Origin of the sequence: Streptomyces sp. NPDC087263 (assembly GCF_044744645.1) — a bacterium.
Taxonomy (GTDB): domain Bacteria; phylum Actinomycetota; class Actinomycetes; order Streptomycetales; family Streptomycetaceae; genus Streptomyces.
Map to the genome: position 1 here is coordinate 79,863 of NZ_JBIUYT010000002.1, position 22,625 is coordinate 102,487.

Annotated in this window: 19 protein-coding genes; 10 read left to right on the top strand and 9 right to left on the bottom strand. The window is 70.5% G+C overall.

The features are described from left to right. Positions 1-224 precede the first annotated feature (224 nt). The gene (locus ACIPC1_RS05590; RefSeq protein ID WP_402513546.1) at positions 225-986 is read left to right on the top strand and encodes an IclR family transcriptional regulator C-terminal domain-containing protein; all 762 of its coding nucleotides are present in this window, start codon (positions 225-227) and stop codon (positions 984-986) included. Between the two features lie 84 nt (positions 987-1,070). Here the strand turns inward: ACIPC1_RS05590 and ACIPC1_RS05595 are convergent, their stop codons facing one another. From ACIPC1_RS05595 to ACIPC1_RS05610, 4 genes are all read right to left on the bottom strand, one after another. After that, positions 1,071-1,562, bottom strand: a complete 492-nt coding sequence (locus ACIPC1_RS05595) for an RNA polymerase sigma factor (protein WP_384378767.1) — start codon at positions 1,560-1,562, stop codon at positions 1,071-1,073. Between the two features lie 108 nt (positions 1,563-1,670). Continuing rightward, positions 1,671-2,297: a class F sortase gene (locus tag ACIPC1_RS05600; RefSeq protein ID WP_402513549.1), complete on the bottom strand. Its 627-nt coding sequence runs from the start codon at positions 2,295-2,297 to the stop codon at positions 1,671-1,673. After that, the gene (locus ACIPC1_RS05605; protein WP_402513552.1) at positions 2,294-2,656 is read right to left on the bottom strand and encodes a sortase-dependent protein; all 363 of its coding nucleotides are present in this window, start codon (positions 2,654-2,656) and stop codon (positions 2,294-2,296) included. Before ACIPC1_RS05605 ends, ACIPC1_RS05600 begins: the two co-directional genes overlap by 4 nt. Positions 2,657-2,955: 299 nt before the next feature. Continuing rightward, positions 2,956-4,974 (bottom strand): ArnT family glycosyltransferase, encoded by a 2,019-nt coding sequence (locus ACIPC1_RS05610; RefSeq protein WP_402513554.1) that lies wholly within the window; start codon positions 4,972-4,974, stop codon positions 2,956-2,958. Between the two features lie 366 nt (positions 4,975-5,340). Here ACIPC1_RS05610 and ACIPC1_RS05615 point away from each other — a divergent pair, with 366 nt between their 5' ends. From ACIPC1_RS05615 to ACIPC1_RS05640, 6 genes are all read left to right on the top strand, one after another. After that, positions 5,341-6,093 carry a response regulator transcription factor gene (locus ACIPC1_RS05615; protein WP_402513555.1) on the top strand — a complete coding sequence of 251 codons (753 nt, stop codon included), beginning with the start codon at positions 5,341-5,343 and terminating at the stop codon, positions 6,091-6,093. Continuing rightward, complete coding sequence (locus tag ACIPC1_RS05620; protein WP_402513556.1) at positions 6,090-7,601, top strand: sensor histidine kinase; 1,512 nt, start codon at positions 6,090-6,092, stop codon at positions 7,599-7,601. Before ACIPC1_RS05615 ends, ACIPC1_RS05620 begins: the two co-directional genes overlap by 4 nt. A 99-nt stretch (positions 7,602-7,700) precedes the next feature. Continuing rightward, positions 7,701-8,510, top strand: coding sequence for an FAD:protein FMN transferase (locus ACIPC1_RS05625; protein WP_402513558.1), 810 nt, complete (start codon positions 7,701-7,703; stop codon positions 8,508-8,510). Then, a complete protein-coding gene (locus ACIPC1_RS05630; RefSeq protein ID WP_402513561.1) occupies positions 8,507-9,946 on the top strand; it encodes a ferric reductase-like transmembrane domain-containing protein in 1,440 nt (479 codons plus the stop codon). Before ACIPC1_RS05625 ends, ACIPC1_RS05630 begins: the two co-directional genes overlap by 4 nt. Before the next feature lie 51 nt (positions 9,947-9,997). After that, positions 9,998-10,522: an FMN-binding protein gene (locus ACIPC1_RS05635; RefSeq protein WP_402513563.1), complete on the top strand. Its 525-nt coding sequence runs from the start codon at positions 9,998-10,000 to the stop codon at positions 10,520-10,522. A gap of 287 nt (positions 10,523-10,809) precedes the next feature. Continuing rightward, entirely contained in the window at positions 10,810-13,587 is a 2,778-nt protein-coding gene (locus ACIPC1_RS05640; RefSeq protein ID WP_402513565.1) for a hypothetical protein, read from the top strand. Between the two features lie 309 nt (positions 13,588-13,896). Here ACIPC1_RS05640 and ACIPC1_RS05645 read toward each other — a convergent pair whose 3' ends face one another. The 4 genes from ACIPC1_RS05645 to ACIPC1_RS05660 form a co-directional block, all read right to left on the bottom strand. After that, positions 13,897-14,820 carry an endo-beta-N-acetylglucosaminidase H gene (locus ACIPC1_RS05645; protein ID WP_402514804.1) on the bottom strand — a complete coding sequence of 308 codons (924 nt, stop codon included), beginning with the start codon at positions 14,818-14,820 and terminating at the stop codon, positions 13,897-13,899. A 242-nt stretch (positions 14,821-15,062) separates the two neighbouring features. Then, positions 15,063-16,253, bottom strand: coding sequence for a PotD/PotF family extracellular solute-binding protein (locus tag ACIPC1_RS05650; protein ID WP_402513568.1), 1,191 nt, complete (start codon positions 16,251-16,253; stop codon positions 15,063-15,065). Positions 16,254-16,335: 82 nt separating this feature from the next. After that, positions 16,336-17,568 carry an ATP-binding protein gene (locus ACIPC1_RS05655; RefSeq protein WP_402513570.1) on the bottom strand — a complete coding sequence of 411 codons (1,233 nt, stop codon included), beginning with the start codon at positions 17,566-17,568 and terminating at the stop codon, positions 16,336-16,338. A 38-nt stretch (positions 17,569-17,606) separates the two neighbouring features. Next, on the bottom strand, positions 17,607-18,263 hold the full coding sequence (locus tag ACIPC1_RS05660) for a response regulator transcription factor (protein ID WP_384378803.1): 657 nt from the start codon (positions 18,261-18,263) through the stop codon (positions 17,607-17,609). A 120-nt stretch (positions 18,264-18,383) separates the two neighbouring features. Between ACIPC1_RS05660 and ACIPC1_RS05665 the strand changes: the two genes are divergently transcribed. Continuing rightward, complete coding sequence (locus ACIPC1_RS05665) at positions 18,384-18,920, top strand: hypothetical protein (RefSeq protein ID WP_402513572.1); 537 nt, start codon at positions 18,384-18,386, stop codon at positions 18,918-18,920. A 77-nt stretch (positions 18,921-18,997) separates the two neighbouring features. Here the strand turns inward: ACIPC1_RS05665 and ACIPC1_RS05670 are convergent, their stop codons facing one another. Then, positions 18,998-20,437: a gamma-aminobutyraldehyde dehydrogenase gene (locus tag ACIPC1_RS05670; RefSeq protein WP_402513575.1), complete on the bottom strand. Its 1,440-nt coding sequence runs from the start codon at positions 20,435-20,437 to the stop codon at positions 18,998-19,000. A 228-nt stretch (positions 20,438-20,665) separates the two neighbouring features. On the opposite strand from ACIPC1_RS05670, the gene ACIPC1_RS05675 reads away from it, so the two are divergent. Together ACIPC1_RS05675 and ACIPC1_RS05680 are read left to right on the top strand one after the other, a co-directional pair. Then, on the top strand, positions 20,666-21,181 hold the full coding sequence (locus ACIPC1_RS05675; RefSeq protein WP_365428805.1) for an Lrp/AsnC family transcriptional regulator: 516 nt from the start codon (positions 20,666-20,668) through the stop codon (positions 21,179-21,181). Continuing rightward, positions 21,166-22,548 carry an aspartate aminotransferase family protein gene (locus tag ACIPC1_RS05680; protein ID WP_402513577.1) on the top strand — a complete coding sequence of 461 codons (1,383 nt, stop codon included), beginning with the start codon at positions 21,166-21,168 and terminating at the stop codon, positions 22,546-22,548. The genes ACIPC1_RS05675 and ACIPC1_RS05680 overlap by 16 nt, the downstream gene beginning before the upstream one ends. The last annotated feature ends 77 nt before the right edge of the window (positions 22,549-22,625 follow it).

Genomic DNA, 22,625 nt, shown 5'->3' on the forward strand with positions numbered 1-22,625 from the left:
GCGTACGCCTGGAGTTGAACGCGTTCAAAACTGGCCCCCTCAAGTCGTGGCTCACCACGCGTCCGGGCACTCGGCTCGGCGCCGCGGCTCCCTGTCCGCGCTGGCTCCTGTCCGCGCGGGCTCCTCGACGCCGCGCTGCCTGCGCTGCGCGCGCTGACAGCCCGTACAGGCGGCCACGCGGACGTCGCGGTCCCGGCGGACGGCACTGCACTGCACTGTGTCTGGTGAACGGCGAACGGCTGCCGTTGCACGCGACCGCGGTGGGAAAGGTAGTACCGGCGTACGGACACGGCCCGCCTGCCACCGGCGTACGCCACACCCCGTACACCCTGACGGCGCCCGGCCCCCTCCGCGCCCAGCCGGCGCGGATCCGTGAGACCGGCCCGGCCGGAGCGCACGAGGAGTACCGGCTCGGTGAACTCTCCCTGGCCGCCCCGGTGTCACACGCCGGCCTCACCGTGGCCGCGGTCGCCGCCGTGACCACCGGAACCGCCGCCCCGCGGGACACAGCTCGCGCCGTACGTGACGCAGCGGCCGAGCACTCGACGCGCCTCCGCGTGCGACGGCGCCACTGCCGTCACCCCCGCGAGGCCGCCTGTGTGGGCTCGGCCGTGCTCGGAACCGTCGACGCCTCGGTGACCGGGGAGCGCGGTGTCTCCGACGGCGCACGGGTCGGGGTGCTGAGGCTGCCGGTCAAGGCGCCCCTGCTGGGGCGGGAGTCGGCGGGGTCGGGCTTCGCCGACGGGGTGGGCGCCGATGAAGGGCTGCTCCTGGTCGGAGGAGCGGGCGTGGCGGGGGCGCTGGACGCGGGCAGCGGGCTGGTCGCGGGGGGCGGGGCGAGGGGGACCGTCGGGGAAACGGCGGGCTCGGGCGTCGCCAGGAGGACGGGCAGCGAGATGACGGCGGCGACCGCGCACGACAGGCCGACCCCGGCGGCGGCGCGGAGCAGCCTGCGACGGACCGCACCGCGGCGAATCGCCTCGTAGCGGCCCGGGGGCGGGCCGAGGTACTCGGAGGAGGGCCGCAGGATGATGGCGAGGGGGTCGTCGGGGTCGGAGTCCGGACCGTGGTCAGAGTGTGTGATCAAGGCTTCTCCTCAGGTGGGCTCGCAGCAGTTCTCGGGCCGCGTGGAGGTCGGCCTTGACGGTTCCTTCCTTGCGCCCGGTCAGCACGGAAACCTCCCGGATCGGCATGTCAGCGTAGTAGTGCAGCAGGATCGGGACGCGCAGTCGTTCCGGCAGGGACTGCACGAGCAGGCGTACCGAGGGGTCCGCCTGCTCGATCTGCGGGCGTACGGCGGCTTCGACCGTCGCGCGGCGCACGGCTCTGCGTTCGCGCTCGGTCTTGCGCCAATGGTCCCGGACGAGGTTGGCCGCGGTGACATAGAGGAACCCGCGCGGCTCCTCCACCGATGTCCAGCGGGCCCAGAGCCGGGTGAACGCCTCCGAGGCGATCTCGTGGGCCGTCTCGTCGTCGTCGACCAGGCGACGGCACCAGCCGGCGAGGCGCGGGTAGAGGGCGGCGAACAGTTCGGACGCTGCCTTCTCGCGGGACCGTTTCAACGCTCTCCATGGTCGTGATGCACTCGTGGGGGGGTGAGGGAAGGATCCCGGGCCGCTGTCGTACGGCACAACGGCCCAGGATCCGTGTTCCAGGGGGCGGTGGGCGGATCAGGGACTTGCGTCGCTCAGCGCGGCGAAGACGATCACGTTGTCGGGGTAGCCGTCATCGGTGAGCGTCCCGCCGCAGGTGATGAGCCGCAGCTCCGGCCGGCCCACGTCACCGTAGACGTCGTCCGTCGGGAAGTCCGCCTTGGCGACCGTCCGTACGGAGGTGACTCCGAACACCGCAGCTGTGCCGTTCTCCAGGCGCGCCTCGATCCTGTCTCCCTGCTGCAGCCCCGCGAGATGGCGGAAGACGCCGTCCCCGTAGTCGCCGACCGTGACATGGCCGAGGATCACCGACGGGCCGGTCTGACCCGGCGTCGGCGAGTGCTGGTACCAGCCCGCCTGGTCGTGCGCCGCGATCGGGGGGACCTGCACGGTGCCGTCCGAGGCCAGCCCGAGCCGCATGACCGGGGTGTCGACCTCGATGGCCGGGATCTGCAGCCTGACCGGGACCGAACGCGCGAGGGCATGCGTCGCCTTCGCGGAGGACCGCGAGGACGGCGAGGTGCTCCCACTCGTGCCGGGGCGCGCGGTCGCGGGCTGTTCCCCGGCCCGGCCGCCGCCACCGCAGCTCACGAGCAGCGAGGCCACCGCCGCGGTGGTGAACGCCCGCCTGGAGGGCGAGGTCATACCCCGGTCGCCTGCCGACGCCGTACGAGATAGAACACCGCGCCGCCCGCCGCGAGGACCGCGGCCGCGCCCCCGCCGATCAGCGCGCCGTCGGTTCCGGACTGTGCCGACGCCACACCGGTGTCGGGCGCTCCCTTAGGTACCTCGGCGACCTCGCTCGGAGCAGGCGCCCTCGTCGGTTCGGCGCTCTGGGCGGGCGCCTTGCTCGGTTCGGCGCTCGGAACCGGGGTCGGGGACACGCTCTCGGCCGCGCGGGTGGGCACCGGGCTCGGGGAGGTCCCGTCGGCGAACGCGGGCACCGTGCTCGCCAGCACGGCGGTGCACGCGAGTGCCATGGCGCTCAGGACAGTTCGGCGCATGAATCGCTCTCTTTCATCGGTCCGCCCGCGCTCTTGACCGGCGGGCTGGGTACGGATCGCGAGGAGAGACGAAGCTGCGGTGGGGCGGGTTGCAAAGAGATGGCAAAGGTGGGTGCCGGATGCCTGTCGAATCCGGAGCCTCGCGCTGCTCGGTCGCCCTGCACACGGCGAGCGAGCAACGTGAGTCATGGAGTCCGGTGGCTGACGTGAGATCAGCTGGTGGCCGCGGCGCGATGCGAGATCAACTCGTCGCAGGGACCCGACGTGAGATCAACTCGTCGCCGCGACCCGACCCGACATCAACTCGTCGCCGCGGTGAGGTCGTACAGCGTCGTCGAGCCCACGGTCCGCGGGGTGAAGGTCGTCGTCACCCAGGCGGAGATCTGTGATCCGGTGGTGTCGGTGCCGTCGCGGCTGAAGCCGCCGTCCTCGTCGCCCTGGGCCACGAAATAGTGGATCTTCCCGTCGGCGACGTACTGCTTGAACTGGGCCAGGGTCGGTGCCGGGTCTCCGCCGCTGAAGCCGCCGATGGGCATGACCGGTTCGCCGACGGCGAGTTGCAGCCAGGTCTGATTGTCCGAGGCGACGGTCGCGGCCACCCAGGTGTAGGCCGAGGCGTCCGCGGCCAGCGTGGCCCGCAGTTGAGGCGTGACCGCGTCGACGCTCCCCAGCCTGCTGCCGCTGCCACCCTTCGCCGTACCGGATGGTGCGCCTTGTCCGGAGGCAGCGGTACCGCTCTGCCCGCCGCTTTGTGCTGCCCCGCTTTCGGACGCGCCTGCGCCAGGGGGTCCGCCGTGTCCCTGTGCGTCGGCTCCCGAGACGGGGCCGGCGAGGGGGGTCTGGCCGGTGTGTGCCGTGGTGACCGTGGCCCACGTGTAGGAAGCCGGTCCGGCCAGTACGGCTGCCAGCGCGAGCCCCGTCGCCCCGAGAGCCAGGCGCCGCGGAAGGAGACGCGCGAGCGCGATCCCGGCTGCCGCCAGCACCCCTACGACCAGTACCGGCCAGCGCAGTGAGGAGGTCCAGCCTTCCGCACGGCCGAGCAGGACGAACGCCCACCCCGCCGTTGCCGCGACCGTCGCCGCCAGGGCCGCCGCCGCGGCGCGGCCTCGCAGGCGCCAGAGGAGGACCGTGCCCATGGCGACGAGCGCGGCGATGTACGGAGCCAGCGCGACGGTGTAGTACTCGTGGAAGATCCCGGACATGAAGCTGAAGGTCACCGCGGTGCACAGCAGTGCGCCGCCCCAGGCCAGAAAGCCCGCACGGTGCAGGTCGGTTCGGGCGGCCCTGCGGGTGACCACCAGCGCGGCCACCAGAAGGATCAGCGCCGCGGGCAGGAGCCAGGAGATCTGGCTGCCCAGCGCGCTGTCGAACATGCGGGTGATGCCGCCGGCCCCGCCCCTGCCTCCGGCGCCGCCTGGCATGCCGCTCGTTGAGGAGCCACCGCCGACGCCGCCGCCCTTCTCCTCACCGGTGAGGCGGCCCAGTCCGTTGTAGCCGAGGGTCAGGTCGAGAAAGCTGTTGTTGGTGGAACCGCCCACGTACGGGCGGGAGTCGGCGGGCCACAGTTCGACGATGGCCACCCACCAGCCGCTGCTGACCACGATCGCAGCCCCGGCCAGCAGGACATGGCCGATCCGCCTGCCCAGCGGCTGGGCCGCGCAGACCAGGTAGACCAGCGTCAGAGCAGGCAGGATCAGCCACGCCTGCAGGGTCTTGACCAGGAAGGCGAGACCGAAGCAGACCCCGGTGAGCACCATCCAGCGGACCGCCCGGTTCCCTTCCAGTGCGCGCTGGAAGCAGTACAGGGCGCCCACCATGAGCAGGGTCAGCAGCGCGTCGGGATTGTTGAAGCGGAACATCAGGGCGGCGACCGGAGTCAGCGCCAACAGCGCACCGGCCAGCAGACCGGCGGCCGGTCCGTACAGTCGCCGCACGGCCGCGTACAGCACGCCGACGGTGGCGACGCCCATCAGCGCCTCGGGGGCGAGGATCTGCCAGGACCCGAGTCCGAAGAGGCGCACGGAGATGTCCACGGGCCACAGCGCGACCGGTGGCTTGTCCACGGTGATGGAGTTTCCGGCGTCCGATGCCCCGAAGAAGGCGGCCTTCCAGCTTTCGCCGCCGGCCTGCGTGGCCGCCGCGTAGAACTCGTTCCCGAAGCCCGACGCCCCCAGATCCCAGAGGAAGGCCACCGCCGCGATGCACAACAGCGCCCAGAAGGCGGGCCGTTCCCATGACGGACTGGCCGTGCGGCCGACGTCCTCAGCCGTCCGAGGTGGCAATGGGCCCTCAAGCACGGAGGGGTTGAGCGTGGTCATGTGTCTCCTTGTGGGGGGGGTGGACGTCGAAATGCGGGAGCGCCTTCTTGGCCTGGCCCTGAAGTCCCCCACGGCCTGGCCCTGAAGTACCCCTTGGCCTGGCGCCGTGGAGTCCCCCTTGGCCCGGCGCCGTGGAGTCCCCCTTGGCCCGGCCGTCACCCTGCACGGCAGACCTCTCAGGCCGCTCTCAGCGCCTGGTTCAGGGCCAGTTGCCCGAGCACGTCCTTCCCGGGCCGTGGAGTACCGCTGGCCAGGAAGAAGAGCGCGTCATCGGTGGAGCCGACCGCTCGGTGTCCTGCTCCGAACCCGCGCACCGGGCGCGTACATCTCAGGTGAATCTCAGAATCGGACGGTAGTGATGTCACGGTGACTCCACGCCCTGCGGACCCCGCGGCCACGGCACCGCCACTGGTACGCCCCGACGGCACCCGTGTCCGGGTTCTCGTGGTCGACGACGAGCCGGACCTCACCGAGGTGTTGTGCGGGGCGCTGGCCTACGAGGGCTACGACGCACGCCCGGCTGCGGACCGGGCGACGGCGGTGCGGACAACGGCCGAGTTCCGGCCGGACGCGGTGATCCTCGACGTGATGCTCCCCGACGCCGACGGGTTCACGGTGCTGCGCGAGATCCGCGCCGAACTCCCCCTGGTCTGTGTGCTGTTCCTCACCGCACGGGACGCGGTCGAGGACCGGGTCGCCGGGATCCGGGCGGGCGGCGACGACTACGTCACCAAGCCGTTCAGCCTGGACGAGGTCACCGCCCGGCTGCACGGCCTGCTGCGGCGGGCGGGCATGGCTCGCCGGAGTGCGGGAGAGACCGCGTTGACCGTCGGCGATCTGGTACTCGACGAGGACGCCCACGAAGTCACCCGGGACGGTGAGGTCATCGCCCTCTCCCCCACCGAGTACGCCCTCCTGCGGCTGCTGATGCACCATCCGCGCCAGGTGCTGAGCAAGACGCTGATCCTTGAGCGGATCTGGTCCTACGACTACGGCCACCACGCACACGTCGTCGAGCTGTACATCTCGTATCTGCGCAAGAAGGTGGACGCCGGTCGACCGCCGATGATCCATACCGTGCGCGGCGTCGGCTACGTCCTCAAACCCACCACGTCATGAACCCGGCGACGCGCTCCCGGATGGACCGGCTGCGCCCCCGCACGCTGCGCGCCAAGCTCACCTGTGTCCTGGTCGTCCTGCTCGCGCTGAGCTGCGCGACCGTCGGGCTGACGAGCGTGTTCGCGCTGCGCAGCTACCTCACCGGCCAACTCGATCACCAACTCGCCGACTCCGGCTGCCTGTTCCCCTCCACGCTGCGGCAACTCACGGAGCAGCAGACAGTCACGGACAACGACCAAGGACGCACGATGGTCGACAGGAGCGCCGACACACGTGGGCAGGCGATCGGCACCTTCGGCGCACGGCTGACCGACGCGAGGATCAGTGACGCCGCCGTCGTCCGGGCCAACCGGCGCACCTGGGTCACCCTCGACGCGGCCGACGAAGCCACGCTCAACGGCATCCCCACCGACGGCAGCGCCCACAGCGTCACCCTCTCGACCCTCGGCGACTACCGCGTCTACGCCTGCGCGGGAAAGGACGACGACATCCTGGTCAGCGGCCTGCCGTTGGCGCCGCTCCAGGACACGGTGAAGCGCCTGGCCATGGCCTCCTCCGTGGTCTTCGGCGGAGCACTGGTGATCACCGGAGTCGCCGGTGCCCTGTGGGTACGCCGCTCGCTGCGCCCCCTGCGCCGGGTGGCGGACACCGCGGCTGCCGTCGCCGCCCTGAAACTGGACAGCGGTGCGGTCACCCTGCCGGGCCCGACGGCGGCAGGCGACCCGCACAGCGAGGCGGGCCAGGTGGCCGCCGCCCTCGACCGCATGCTCGGCCACGTCCAGGAGGCGCTGGCCAAACGCCACACCAGTGAGGAGCGGCTGCGCAGCTTCGCCGCCGACGCCAGCCATGAACTGCGCACCCCGGTCGCTTCGATCCGCGGCCACGCCGAACTCGCTCTGCGCCACCCCGGCCCGGTGCCCGCCAAGGTCGAGCGGGCCCTCGACCGGGTGGCCGCCGAGGCGGCGCGGATGAGTGCGATGGTCGACGACCTGCTGCTGCTCGCCCGCCTCGACGCCGGTCGCCCGCTGCGGCGTGAACCGGTCGACGTGACCCGCCTGGTCATCGACTGCACGGACGACGCCCGGGCAGCGAGCCCCGGCCACAGCTGGGTCCTGGACCTGCCCGAGACGCCGGTCACCGTCACCGGCGACTGCGACCGCCTGGCGCAGGTACTGACCAACCTCCTGGCCAACGCCCGTCTGCACACCCCGGCCGGCACCCTGGTGACCGTCCGGGTGAGCCAACACGACCCGGAGCACTGCACCTTGTCCGTCACGGACAACGGCCCCGGAGTCCCCCCGGAGCTCCGGCAGACACTCTTCGAGCGCTTCACCCGCGCCGACCGCCGCCACCCGGGCAACCCGGGCGTCGGCAACGGCGGTGCCGGTGCGGGCCTCGGCCTGTCCATCGCGGCGGCCATCGTGGAGGCCCACGAGGGCACTCTGACCTTCCAGAGCGGCCCGGGTTCGACGATGTTCACCGTGCTACTGCCTGAGATTCCCCTTTAAAAGCAGCCGGAGACCCGGCATCCGCCCCGACCTGAGAGGGAACTGAGAGGTCCGCTCGGGAAGGTGAGCGCAGACCACCGTCAGCTCCCAAGGAGCCCCATGACAAGACTTCAAGGCCATACAGACTTCGCGACCGGCCTGCCTGCTCGGCACGTCCATGTGGAACACGTCATGGGCACCGTGGTCTCCATCGACCTGCGCAACTGCCGCAAGGAGAAGGCCGCTTCGGGTACGGGCAGGGTGGTGCGCTGGCTGCACGAAGTCGACGCCCTCTTCAGTACCTACCGGCCGGACAGCGCCATCTCCCGTATCGGACGCGGGGAGTTGCCGCCCAGGCACACGAACGCCGAGGTGGCGTGGGTGCTGGAGAGGTGCGAGGAACTCCGCAAGGAGACGGACGGATACTTCGACGTATGGGCGACGGGGTCCTTGGATCCGTCCGCCCTGGTGAAGGGCTGGTCGGTGCAGCGGGCCGCCGACGTGCTGGTGGCCTGGGGCATTACGGACTTCTGTCTGACGGCCGGCGGCGACGTCGTGAGCCGCGGCAGCCGCGAGGCCGGACTGCCCTGGCGGATCGGGATCCAGCACCCGAGCGACCGCGGCGCGCTGGCCGGGGTGGTGCACGCGAACGGGCTCGCGGTGGCGACCTCGGGAACGTACGAGCGCGGCGAGCACATCGTCGACCCGCACACCCGCGCCCACCCCACCGGGCTGCTGTCCGTCACCGTGTGCGGCCCCGACCTCGGCACCGCCGACGCGTACGCGACCGCGGCCTTCGCCATGGGGCGCAAGGCCGCCGACTGGACGCTGAGCCTCGACGGATACGAGGCCATGACGGTGCAGGACGACGAACGCGTGTATCTCACTCCGGGCTTCCCGCTGGCCGACAGAGCCGAGGAGTCACCATGACCGCTCCCCGCATCTCCCGGCAGCCCCCTCCCAAGCCTCCCGTCCGCCCGCGCAACTGGCCCCCTCCTTCGGCTCCTCCGTCGTCACGGCGCACCGGGCGGGTACGCCGCAGGCTGCCCGCCCCCCGCCGCCCCCTGGTCGTCGACGCGCTGGCCGCGGCCACCGGTCTCGGCCTCGGGATCTCACTGGCGCTGGGCATCGGCGCCCAGACCGTCAGCGCACTGCACGCCCCGGGCGGCATCGCCACCGCGCTCGGCCGCGTCACCGGGATGCTCAGCGGCTACGCCATGGTCATCACCGTGCTCCTCTCGGCACGCATCCCGCCGCTGGAACGCGCCCTGGGCCAGGACCGGTTGATCGTCTGGCACCGGCGCATCGCTCCCTGGGGTCTATACCTGCTGCTGGCGCACGCCGTCCTGATCACCGTCGGATACGCGCTCGCGGCGAAGACGGGAATCCTGGCGGAGATCGGCCAACTGCTGTGGACCTACCCTGGCGTTCTGTCGGCCACCGTCGGCAGCGCCCTGCTGCTGGCCGCCGGGGTCACCTCCTACCGGCGGGCACGACGCCGGATGAGGTACGAGACCTGGTGGGCCGTCCACCTCTACACCTACCTGGGCCTGGGCCTCTCGTTCGTCCACCAGGTCGACACCGGTGCGCCGTTCGTGGGGCACTCGCTGGCCACGGCCTGGTGGACCTCGCTGTGGGTGGGCGCGCTGATCGTCGTACTCGCCTTCCGGGTGGGGCTCCCGCTGTGGCGATCCGTACGGCACGACCTGCGCGTCGCCCAGGTGTCTGCCGTAGGGCCGAACACCTGGTCCATCGTGCTCAGCGGGCGGCATCTGGAGCGGCTGCCCACGGCCGGCGGACAGTTCATGATGTGGCGCTTCCTGCGCCGTGAGCTGTGGTGGCAGGCCCACCCGTACTCCCTGTCGGCCACCCCTCAGGCAGACCATCTCCGCATCACGGTCAAGGAGTTGGGTGACCACAGCACGGCTCTGTCCCGGCTCACCCCGGGCACCAGGGTGGCCTTCGAGGGCCCGTACGGGGTCTTCACCGCCGACGCACGGCAGTCCCGGAACGTCCTGCTCGTCGGCGCCGGTGTGGGTACGACGCCCATCCGCGCCCTCCTCGACGACCTGCCCCGGGACACCCACGTCGTCGTCCTGCTGCGCGGCAGGCACTCCGAAGACATCGCGCACCTGGACGAGTTCGAGCGCCTGGTCGGCAAACGTCGCGGTCTGCTGCACGCGTTGACCGGGCCGCGGGAGGCCGTTCATCTGAACGCGGCGGCCCTGCACACCCTCGTCCCCGACATCGCCGGCCGGGACGTCTTCGTCTGCGGCCCCGACGAGTTCACCCGTACGGTCATCTCCGCCGCCCGTGGCGCCGGGGTGCCCGAACTCCACATCCACCACGAGGACTTCGCGTTCTGACCTGCTGACCGCCGGTAATGGCGGCAGCCTCGGCCATGTCTGGAGAACCCCATGCGACGTGCCCCGATCGTCCTGGTCGCGACCGTTGTCGGCACCACCGGCGTGCTGATGTTCAAGCCCCACGAGGCCGTCCCGACGGTCGCGTCATCCTCTTCGTCCTCCTCGACGGCGAGTCAGGACGCGACCGTCTCGAAGAGCGGCTCCACCACCACCGCCACCGGCGCTGTCATCAGCACCCAGTTCGGCAACACGCAGGTTCAAGTCACCATCGAGGGCGGGAAGATCACCGACGTCAAGCCGCTCCAGATCCCCGGCAACGAACCGCAGTCGGTGCAGATCAGCAACGGCGCGGTGCCGGCCCTGCGGGAGAGCGCGCTGTCCAAGCAGAGCGCCGCGATCGACTCGGTCAGCGGCGCGACCTATACCAGCCAGAGCTATGCCGCGTCCCTCCAGTCCGCCCTCGACAAGGCCGGTTTCACCGCCGCCGACGGCTCCACGGCCCCCACCACGGCGCCGACCGAATCCGAGGAGCGCGGGCACGGCGGCGGATTCGGAGGCGGCGGCTTCGACGGCTAGAGGGTCCCGGTAATCCGATGCGTCCGATGGCTGGACGGTGACAGTGCCCCGATTCCTGTCCGGTGGCCAGGCAGTCCCCGTGACTTGGTTCCTGTCCGGTGGTCAGGCAGTCCCCATGGCCTGATTCATGCCCGATGGCTGGACGGTCCCCGTGACCTGATTCATGCCCTGCCCGGAGGCACTTCCCCGGCACAGGCAACCCACAGGCCCCGATTCGCTTCCTTACGAGGCGTGAAGGGCTCTCGGGACGGACGGGACGCCCTCGCTCCAAGTGCGAGGAGGGACCCTTGAACCGAACCCGGCGAATAGGTGTCACCGCCGTGGCCGTGCTCGCGGCCCTGGCGGGCTTACCGGGACTCGCCCAGGCCCAACAGCCGTCCCAGGCAACGCCGTTGACGGCGAACGCCGACAGCGGACTGCCGCCGGGCTGGCGCGTCACCGGGGAGGGCGGCACGCGGGAGCTGGTCTGGCGGTCGGACACGCCCGTGCCAGCGGGCGACGCCCGTGTCGAGTTCCACGTGGACGGCCGACTGCTCGGCGTACCGAAACCGGCCAAGGACGGCCGCACGTTCCGACTCGCCGTCAACCGGGCCACGCCTCTCAAGGACCTCCAAGTCCTGGCGAGCGGACGCCGGTTGGACGCGCCCGCCGACAGCACCGGCAAGAAGGCGACGAACTCCCCGGCGGCCGTCCAGCCCCTCGCCCAGCTCCCGGCGAACTCCGTGGACCCCGGCAAGCCGGGCTCGTACTCCACGGTCACCGGCGAGTACGACCTCGACCCGGTGAAGCTGCCCGGGTTCGCCGCGCCGGTGGAGATGGAGGCCGTAGTCGTCGCGCCCAAGGGCGCCACCGGCAAGCGGCCCCTCGCGCTCTTCCTGCACGGCCGCCACCCCACCTGCTTCAAGCCGGGCGGGACCGAGGACGACTGGGACCTTGAGTGGCCCTGCTCGGCCGGCACGCAGCCGATCCCGAGCCACAAGGGTTATCTGCAGGACCAGAAGCTGCTGGCCTCCCAGGGCTATGTGACGGTGTCGATCTCCGCGAACGGCATCAACGGCCAGGACTGGGAGGCCGAGGACGGCGGTGCGCAGGCGCGCTCCTCGCTGGTGCGCCAGCACCTCGCCAAGTGGGCCGAATGGTCCGCCAAGCCGGCCACCGCCCCCGCGGGCGTGCCCGGCGCGGCGAAGGCCGACCTCTCCCAGGTCCTGCTCGTCGGCCACTCGCGAGGCGGCGAAGGCGTCAACCGGGCGGCCCTGGACAGCCTCTACCCGCCGCCCGCCGCGCAGGACGGCTACAAGGGCCCGGTGCGCTGGAAGATCCGCGGGACCGTCCTCATCGGACCGACGATCTTCGGCCAGAATCCGGTCGCCGACGTGCCGTCCACGACGATCCTTCCCGGCTGCGACGGCGACGTCTCCGACCTCCAGGGCGAGGTGTACGTCGACGGGACGCGCGGGGTCAGCCAGGGCACCGCCCTGCACAGCGCCGTCTACGTGGTCGGCGCCAACCACAACTTCTTCAACACCGAGTGGACGCCGGGCAAGTCCGAGGCGCCTTCCTGGGACGACTTCTGGGAGTTCGAGGAGGCCGAGCCCGACCCGGTGTGCTCTCCGGGGACCAGCACCCGGCTGACCGCCGACCAGCAGCACAAGGCGGGCTCCACCTACATCGCCGCCGCGGCCCGGCTGTTCGTCGGTGGCGACGACCGGGTGCGCCCGCTGCTCGACGGCTCGGGCCGGCGCGCCCCGTCCGCCGACCCGGCCCGCGTGCTGACCCACGCGGTCGGCGCCCGCCGTACGGGCGGCTTCCTGCCCGACGCCCCGGTGAAGGTGACCGGCGGCAGGCTGTGCGCGGCGCTCGACCCCGACCCGGCCGTCGCCTGTCTGCCCCCGGACGCCGAGGGTTCGTCGCCGCACTTCGCGTGGTGGTGGACGAACAAGGAGGCCGGCCGCGGCGCGCTCGCGTTGAAGTGGTCGGCGCCTGGCACCGCGACCAAGATCCGCCCCGCCGCTCCGGTGTCCCTCTCCGGCGCCAAGAGCCTGGCGCTGCGCGTGTTCGTGCCCCCCAACACGACAGGCACCAAGCTGGACGTGACCGTCACCGACTCCTCCGGCCGCCGGGCCGAGCTCGGCCAGATCCGGGTCGACGGGCTGCCGGGCAGCGCGCGCACGTCCTCCTACTGGGCGCGCGAACTGCGCGTCCCGCTGACCGCGGCCACTCGCGCCGGACTGGATCTGAAGCACATCAAGTCCCTTGAGCTGACTCCGCGTTCAGGGTCCGGACAGGCCTGGCTGATGGACGCCTGGGGCTGGGCTCCCGGTACCCCGGCGGTCAGGGCGGCGGCGCTGCCGCGCGTCGACATCGGCCGGCTCACCGTCAAGGAGGGCGACTCCGGCACCCAGACCTACCACGTCCCGGTACAGGTCTCCGGGCACGGCAGCGGCAAGGTCCGCATCGCTGTCGTCGACCCCGACACCCGGGAGTCGACGAGCAGAGTGGTCACGGTGAAGCCCGGCAGCAACGCCGTCGACGTGGCCATCGAGGTGAAGGGCAACACGCGCTTCGACTACGACGAGCGGTACGACGTCCTCGCGAAGGCCGTACGCGGCGCCGTCATCGGCTCCTACCGGGGCGGGGTCACCGCGCAGAACGACGACCCCGAGCCCACCGTCGGCCTGACCCCGGTCAAGGACCAGGGGACCGAGGGAGACACGCTGACCTGGCAGCTCACCCTCTCCGCGCCCGCCGACGTGGACACCTGGCAGCCGGTCCTGGCGTTCCCGGTCACGGAGGGCGCCGAGCTGTCCACCAAGGACGTGGACCCGCAGTGGCTGATGGACCTTCTCGGTGAGCTCCCCGACCCGGAGCGCCCCCTCTCCCAGGTGATCCAGTGGGTGTACGCGAGCATCCCCGCCGGGGCCACCAGCGCCGAGTTCGCCGTGCCGACGGTGAAGGACCAGGTGGCCGAGCCGGCCGAGTCGGTACGTCTCGCGGTGACCGACTACGACGGTGTGCCGCTTCCCGGCAGCCAGGTGGTCCCGGGCACGGTGGTGGACGCGCCGTAGACGGATGAGGTGAGCAATGCCCCCCACGTACGTCCGTGGGGGGCATTGCTGTCACTCGGTCACACAATGTGACGAAAATTGCTAGTTCGTATCGGGCGGCGTTCGCGACCTGGGCTGATGCCTAGCGGCTTCAGCGACCGGAAGCACAGAATCAGAGAGACAGTTGGCACTTTGGTACGGCGCAGGTCACGGTACCTGTGGCGACCGCGCCTCCGACATCGTTGTCGAAAGCGCGGCCTGCCCGGGGCGCGGGCCTACGGGATGCGGCAGGCCCCAAGGGGGTACCGGATGCCGGGGAGTGTGGTCGGCCTACGGCGTGTAGACGGCGTCACTGCCGTACAGCCCCCTGGTGAACGCGGAGACGTCGGCGCTGCGATTGGCGCCGTCGAGGTTGTACGTCAGATAGACGCCGTACCCCTCACTGACCGTGCGGGTGGCGAGGGCGGCTGCCGTGCTCTGCGAGGTACCGCCGATCTGGACGGCCGCCGGCGACAGCTTCGACTTGGGCAGGGCGATGCCGGGGACCTGCCAGGTGCCGTAGTACGGGTTCCAGGCGTAGTCGAACTTGGACGTGACGTCAACGCCGCCGTAGGACAGGCGCGACGCGGCCGGGCCGATGTTGTAGAGGCTGATGATCTTGTCCGGCATGTTGGCGCGCAGTGCCGACACCAGGTACACGAACGAGCTGGCGTTGGGCTGGCCGGTGCTGTTGTTGCCGTAGTCGGCGTACTCGTCATCGAAGTCGATGCCGTCGAGGCCGTACTTGGTCACGGTGTCCGACAGTTGTTTCGCGAACGTCGAAGCCGCCTGCTGGGACGGGAAGTTGGCGAAGCCCGCGCCCTGGTGGTTGCCGAGCACCGAGAGGACGACCTTGATGCCCTTCTGCTGCAACGGTCGTATCTGCGTGGCGGCGTTGTCGAGGACGCGTTGCACGTTCTCGTTGAAGTACAGGGTCCCCGCCTTCGTGCCCGTGTCGTAGTTGATGTTCGCCGCGAAGATCACGGCGATGTCGAAGACGTTGCCGCCGCCGTTGGCAAGGGTGTACTTGCCGACGTTCAGCATGCTGTTGTTGTTGACCTCGACGTACGCCACCGAGGTCGGTCCTTGTTTCGCGGCAGCGGCGGCGGGGGCCGCTGCCGCGCCGGTCGTGGTGGTCGCGCCGAAGGCGAGTGCCGTAACGGCCATGAGCGCGAGCGCGGCCGTCCGTACTCTGCTCCGCACCGGAGTGAACATCGTTGATCGGTCTCCCATCGCATGGAGCGGCGCCCGACCTGTTCGCGAGCGCCGAGTAAGCCCCCCGATCTTTCCGTTCCCCTGACCGAATCCCCAGAACCATGCGAGAACTCTTCACGACTCCCACGCACGTCGCACCGTAACCCTGAGCCCCGGCAAGGGAGTTGCTGGAACGCTGCGCTGCCGCACCGAGATCAAACGGTCAGCGGCTCCTCTCCGGCAAACCTCAGGTTCCGCCCCCACTACAGCCCCGCGATCGCGTTCCACCGCTTTGCGAACTCCGTACGTTCCGAGGACTCGATGTCGCGCGCGATCGCGAGCCGCCTGCGCATGGTGGCGTCCGGGAAGATCAGCGGGTCCTCGGCGAGGGCGGCGGTGTCCTCGTCCTTGGAGGAGGCGAGGACGTCCTGGGCGGCGGGGACGGGGCAGACGTAGTTGACCCAGGCGGCCAGTTCGGCGGCGACCTCGGGCTGGTAGTAGTGGTCGACGAGTTTCTCCGCGTTGGCCTTGTGCCGGGCCAGGTTGGGGATCATCAGGGACTCTGCCCACAGTTCGGCGCCCTCCTCGGGGACGACGAAGCGGATGTCGGGGTCGTCGGCCTGGAGCTGGATCACGTCGCCGGAGTACGCCTGGCAGGCGAGCACGTCTCCGCTGGAGAGGTCCTTGATGTAGTCGTTGCCGGTGAAGCGCCGGATCTGGCCGTTGTGCACGTACTTCTCGACCTGGTCGCAGACCTGGTGGAAGTCGTCCGGCGTCCATCGGGTGATGTCGACGCCGTTGCCCTGCATCAGCAGCGCGAACGCCTCGTCGAGGCCGGAGAGAAGGGTGACCCGGCCCTTGAGGTCGTCCGCCCACAGGTCGGAGACGTGCCTGATCTCGCGACCGACCCTGCGACGGTTGTACGCGATGCCGGTGATCCCCGACTGCCAGGGCACGGTGGATCTGCGACCGGGGTCGAAGGCGGGCGAACGCAGCAGCGGGTCAAGGTACTTGGTGACGTTCGGCTGATTCGCCCGGTCCATCTCCTGGACCCAGCCGAGGCGGACGAAGCGTGCGCACATCCAGTCGCTGATGACGATCAGGTCGCGGCCGGTCTGCTGATGGTTCATCAGGGACGGGCTGATCTTGCCGAAGAACTCGTCGTTGTCGTTGATCTCCTCGACGTAGTCGACCGAGATCCCGGTGCTCTTCTCGAAGGCGTCCAGGGTCGGCCGCCTCGTCGTGTCCTCGTCGTCCGTGTCGATGTACAGCGGCCAGTTCGCCCACGTCAGCCGCTTGTCGCGGGCGGAGAGGTCGGCGCCTGCCCGGTCACCCGGCGACACGTACGCGGCGGGCACCCCGCACCCCGCCAGGGCGCCGAGGGCCGCGCCACCGCCCAGGGCGCGCAGCAGTGACCGGCGGGGCAGGGGCGAGGTCTTCCGGTTCACGGGCACCCGGGCAGCATCCCGCCCCCGGCCCGGCCGGGACAATGGACGCTGCGTCGAGCGCTCGCGCACCGAACCGACACCCTGTCGATCACTTCGTACGGACGACGGCGGCGGCGGGCGCCGGCCGTACGGGCACACCCGGCGAAAAGCCGACCCGCACGCTCAGCCCGCCCTCCGGGCGCGACCACGCCTCGACCGTGCCACCGTGCGCGGCGACGACGGCCGCGACGATCGACAGGCCGAGGCCAAGCCCGTCGCGCCTCCCGACGCGTTCGGCGCCCAGGCGGCGGAACGGCTGGAAGAGCCCGGACATCTGGCCGGGCGGGATCACCGGACCGCTGTTGGCGATCCGCAGGACCGGGCGCCCGCCGTCGAGCCCGGTCCACACACGGACCCAGCTCTCCTCACCCTCCGGGTGGTTGTGCCGTACGGCGTTGTCGGCGAGGTTGACGACCAGGCGCTCGATCAACTGCGGATCCCCGAGTACAAGGGCGGGGCCGAGATCGGTCTCCACCCGTGGCCCGCCCTCGGGCAACCGCGCCCGCACGACCTCCGCGAGGTCGACGAACTCCCGCCGCTGGAGCCCCCGTTGGCTGCGCGCCAGGGTCAGCAGCGTCTCGATCAGCCGCTCCTGCTCCTGCCCCGCGGCCCGCACCCGCAGACACGCGGCCCGCAGACTCTCCACCGAGGCGTCCGGATCGTCGAGCGCGACATCCACGATCGCCTGCTGGAGGGTGAGCGGGGTGCGCAGCTCGTGCGAGGCGTTGGCGACGAACTGCTTCTGCGCCTCGAACGCTCCCTCGACACGGCCCAGGACGGCGTCGAAGGTGTCGGCCATCGCCTTCAGCTCGTCGTCGGGACCGGGCACGGCGAGCCGCTCGTGCAGGTTGTCCGCCGAGATACGACGGGCGGCGGCGGTCATCGTACGGAGCGGCGCCAGCACCCGTCCGGCCATCAGCCGGCCCAGGGCCACCGAGACCACGGTCATCACCGCAAGCGCGACCGCCGACTCGATGAGGAACTGGTGCAGTTGCTCGGCACGCAGCACCGAGAGACGTTCCTCGACGTAGGCGGCGACCTTCGCCGGATCCTGCGGCGGCGCGTCCGGGCCCGCGGGCCCACCGGTACCGTCCAGCGACACCGGACCGGGCGAACCGCCCGTGAGAGTCGGCTCGGTGGTGGCGACGAGCACGTAGGTGAAGGCCAGCAGGGCCGCCCCGGCCACCGCGAACAGCGCGCCGTAGAGCAGCGTGAGCCGCCATCGGATGGTGCGCGGTCCCCGAAGGCCGCAGGGGAACGCCGGAAGCGAAGGGAGGCGCAAGGCACGCGAAGGGACCTTCGTCGGATGCGGAGAAAACTTCATAGGATCCGGTACCCCGCCCGCTCGACCGTCTCGATGACCCCCGGCTCCCCCAGCTTCCGCCGCAACCGGCTCACCGTCACCTTCACGGTGTGGGTGAACGGATCGGCCGCCTCGTCCCACGCCCGCTCCAGCAGCTCCTCGGTCGACACGACGGCTCCCTGCGCGCCGAGCAGCATCTCCAGCACCGCGAACTCCTTCGGGCTGAGGGCGAGTTCCGTGCCCTCGCGGGTCGCCTGCCGCCGCGCCGGGTCCAGCCGCAGCTCGCCACGGACCAGGACCGGCGGCAGCGCGGGCTGCGAACGGCGCGCCAACGCCCTGATCCGTGCGACGAGTTCGGTGAACGCGAACGGCTTGGGCAGGTAGTCGTCGGCCCCGAGGCCGAGGCCCATGACCCGATCGGCCACCGTCCCGGCCGCCGTGAGCATCAGCACCCGGGCCCTGCCACCCTCGGCGGCCAGCGTCCGGCACACCTGGTCGCCGTGCATCCCGGGCAGGTCGCGGTCGAGTACGACGACGTCGTAGCCGTTGACCTGGGCGCGCTCCAGCGCCGTAGGACCGTCGAACGCGAGGTCGACCGCCATCCCGTGGCGGCGCAGCCCCCCTGCGACGGTCTCGGCGAGTTCTTCGTGATCCTCGACCACCAGCACACGCATGCCGGTCAGTGTGCCGACGCGGCGGTTACACAGGCATAAGCCCGGCCGTTCCCGTGCCGTTACCGCCCGCGGGCTTGTGTGGAGGAAGGCAAGCACCACTACCACGACAGGAGAACCCACATGCCCGCACTGGCGAACCGGCCCCGGCGCCTCGTCCTGGCCTGCGTCCTGATCACCGCCGTCACGCTCGGAACGGTCACCGCGTCGGCGGCCACGGCGTCCGAACCCTCCGGCACACCCAGCGCCTCGCCCGGCACCGACCGGCCTCCCATCGGAGCCGGCAGCATCGGGGTGGCGTACGCCCCGACCGACGACGCCCCGGACGATGTCAACGAGGCCAACAAGGCGTTCGCCCGCTGCATGCGCGGCGAGGGCCAGAAGCAGTTCCCCGACTTCCACGCGGTCAAGGCCGACGACGGATCGGTCCGTCTACAGGTGAAGTTGAAGGGCGGCGACTTCAACCCGGTCACGAAGAAGTACCGCGCCGCGGTCAAGAAGTGCGCGCCACTCCTGAAGGAAGCCGGCATCACCCTCCCGGCCACGCCCGGCAGCCTGCCCGGCCGCCCGGGCCTGCCCGGCAAGGGCAAAGGCGAGCGCATCGAGCCCGGCGCCACCGAGGGCCTCCCCTCACTGACCGGCGCCACCAAGAACGCCTGACCATCGCGGAGGGGGGGAAGGGCGCGGCCCCGGACGGATCAACTCCCGTCCGGGGCCGTGCACTTGATGTGTTCGTACTACGCGTCCAGCGACGTCATCACGTGCTTGATCCGCGTGTAGTCCTCGAACCCGTACGCCGAAAGGTCCTTGCCGTAGCCGGACTTCTTGAAGCCGCCGTGCGGCATCTCGGCGACCAGCGGGATGTGGGTGTTGATCCACACGCAGCCGAAGTCGAGGGACTTCGACAGCCGCATCGCCCGTCCGTGGTCCTTCGTCCACACCGAGGAGGCGAGGGCGAACTCGACGCCGTTGGCCCACTCGATGGCCTGCGCCTCGTCCGTGAAGGACTGGACGGTGATGACCGGACCGAAGACCTCGTTCTGGATGATCTCGTCGTCCTGCTTGAGACCGGACACGACGGTCGGCGCGTAGAAGAAGCCGACCTCGCCGACCCGGTGGCCGCCCGTCTCGACCTTGGCGTGGGCGGGGAGCCGCTCGATGAACCCGGAGACTTGCTTGAGCTGGTTGGGGTTGTTCAGCGGGCCGTACAGCACGTCCTCGTCGTCCGGCTGCCCGGTCTTCGTCTCGGCGGCGGCCTTGGCGAGCGCGGCCACGAACTCGTCGTGGATGGTCTCCTGGACCAGCACGCGGGTGGCGGCCGTACAGTCCTGGCCCGCGTTGAAGAAGCCCGCCACCGAGATGTCCTCGACGGCCTTGGCGATGTCGGTGTCCTCGAAGACGACGACCGGAGCCTTGCCGCCCAACTCCAGGTGAACCCTCTTCAGGTCCTTGGACGCCGACTCGGCGACCGACATGCCCGCGCGCACGGAGCCTGTGATGGAGGCCATCGCCGGGGTGTGGTGCTCGACCATCAGGCGGCCGGTGTCGCGGTCGCCGGTGACGACGTTGAAGACGCCCTTGGGCAGGATCGAGCCGATGATGTCGGCGATCAGGACGGTGGAGGCGGGAGTCGTGTCCGACGGCTTCAGGACAACCGTGTTGCCGGCCGCGAGCGCGGGGGCGAACTTCCACACCGCCATCATCATCGGGTAGTTCCACGGCGCGACCTGCGCGCAGACCCCGATCGGCTCGCGGCGGACGATGGAGGTCAGGCCCTCCATGTACTCGCCGGCGCTGCGCCCCTCCAGCATCCGGGCGGCGCCCGCGAAGAAGCGGATCTGGTCGACCATCGGCGGGATTTCCTCGGAGCGGGTCAGCCCGATCGGCTTGCCGGTGTTCTCCACCTCGGCCGCGATCAGCTCCTCGGCACGCTCCTCGAACGCGTCCGCGATCTTGAGGAGCGCGCGCTGACGCTCGGACGGCGTCTGGTCGCGCCAGGCCGGGAAGGCCGCGGCGGCGGCCGCCATCGCGGCGTCCACGTCCGCCTGACCGGACAGCGGTGCCGTCGCGTACGCCGCGCCGGTCACGGGGTTGATGACCTCGGTGGTCCGCCCGTCGGCGGCGTCCAGGAACTCACCATCGATGTAGTTGCGCAGACGACGCAGCTCGGTGCTCACTGCCGGCCCTCCAGGTTCAGGTGTCCATTGGCTTCGGATGACTTCGGATGACTGCGGACATCCATGACCTCAGGTGACGTCGGATGTCCATTCACTGAGACACCCACCCTAATCCGTGCACCCACGTTTTCAACACCCCCGATCGCCCCAGAACTGCGAAATCCGCAACACTGACACCCCTAAACAACGAATTTCATCGCATCGGCCTTGCGGATCCGTCGAGACGTCGTGCAGAGTGAAGCCGTGGCCAGTCGAAGCGCAGACCCCAGGGACTCCCGCGAGTCCAGGAACGGCAGTCCCTCGTTGGACACCGTCTCCCTCGCCATCATCGAGCAGCTCCAGCAGGACGGACGCCGCCCGTACGCCGCGATCGGCAAGGCCGTCGGCCTCTCCGAGGCGGCCGTGCGTCAGCGCGTCCAGAAGCTGCTCGACCAGGGCGTGATGCAGATCGTCGCCGTCACGGACCCGCTCACCGTGGGTTTCCGCCGGCAGGCGATGGTGGGCATCAACGTGGAGGGTGATCTGGAGCCGGTGGCCGACGCCCTGACCGCGATGCCGGAAGTCGAGTACGTGGTGATGACCGCGGGCTCGTTCGACCTCCTCGTAGAAGTCGTCTGCGAGGACGACGACCACCTGCTGGACGTCATCAACAAACGCATCCGGGCCCTCCCCGGCGTGCGCTCCACCGAGAGCTTCGTCTACCTGAAGCTCAAGAAACAGACCTACATGTGGGGAACCCGATAGCCGTGAGCACCAAGGACCTCAGCAAGACCGCGTACGACCACCTGTGGATGCACTTCACCCGCATGTCCTCGTACGAGAACGCGCCCGTTCCCACCATCGTGCGTGGTGAGGGCACCTACATCTACGACGACAAGGGCAAGCGCTACCTCGACGGTCTCGCGGGCCTGTTCGTGGTCCAGGCGGGGCACGGCCGCACGGAACTCGCGGAGACGGCGTTCAAGCAGGCGCAGCAGCTGGCCTTCTTCCCGATCTGGTCCTACGCCCACCCCAAGGCCGTCGAGCTCGCCGAGCGCCTCGCGCACTACGCGCCGGGCGACCTGAACAAGGTGTTCTTCTCCACCGGCGGCGGCGAGGCCGTCGAGACCGCGTGGAAGCTGGCGAAGCAGTACCACAAGCTCACCGGCAACCACACGAAGTACAAGGTCATCTCACGCGCGGTCGCCTACCACGGCACCCCGCAGGGCGCCCTGTCCATCACCGGCCTGCCGGCCCTGAAGGCCCCCTTCGAGCCGCTCGTCCCGGGCGCGCACAAGGTGCCGAACACCAACATCTACCGCGCCTCGATCCACGGCGACGACCCGGTGGCCTTCGGCCGCTGGGCCGCCGACCAGATCGAGCAGGAGATCCTCTTCGAGGGCCCCGAGACCGTCGCCGCGGTCTTCCTGGAGCCGGTGCAGAACGCGGGCGGCTGCTTCCCGCCGCCCCCCGGCTACTTCCAGCGCGTCCGCGAGATCTGCGACAAGTACAACGTGCTGCTCGTGTCCGACGAGGTCATCTGCGCCTTCGGCCGCCTCGGCACGATGTTCGCCTGCGACAAGTTCGACTACGTCCCGGACATCATCACCTGCGCCAAGGGCATGACCTCGGGCTACTCGCCGATCGGCGCGACCGTCATCTCGGACCGCATCGCCGAGCCGTTCTACCAGGGCGACAACACCTTCCTGCACGGCTACACCTTCGGCGGCCACCCGGTCTCCGCGGCGGTGGCGCTCACCAACCTCGACATCTTCGAGCGCGAGGGCCTCAACCAGCACGTGCTGGACAACGAGGCGAACTTCCTCCAGACCCTGCAGAAGCTGCACGACCTGCCGATCGTCGGCGACGTCCGCGGCAACGGCTTCTTCTACGGCATCGAGCTGGTGAAGGACAAGGCCACCAAGGAGACCTTCACCGACGAGGAGTCGGAGCGCGTGCTCTACGGCTTCGTCTCCAAGAAGCTCTTCGAGTACGGCCTCTACTGCCGCGCCGACGACCGCGGTGACCCGGTCATCCAGCTGTCGCCGCCGCTGATCGCCGACCAGTCGACCTTCGACGAGATCGAGGGGATCGTCCGTCAGGTACTGACGGAGGCGTGGACGAAGCTCTGAGCCGCGCCCCGCGCCCCGGTCCCCGGATCCTTGTGATCCTGTGATCAACACCGGCCCCGGTGCCGCCCGTTCGAGTG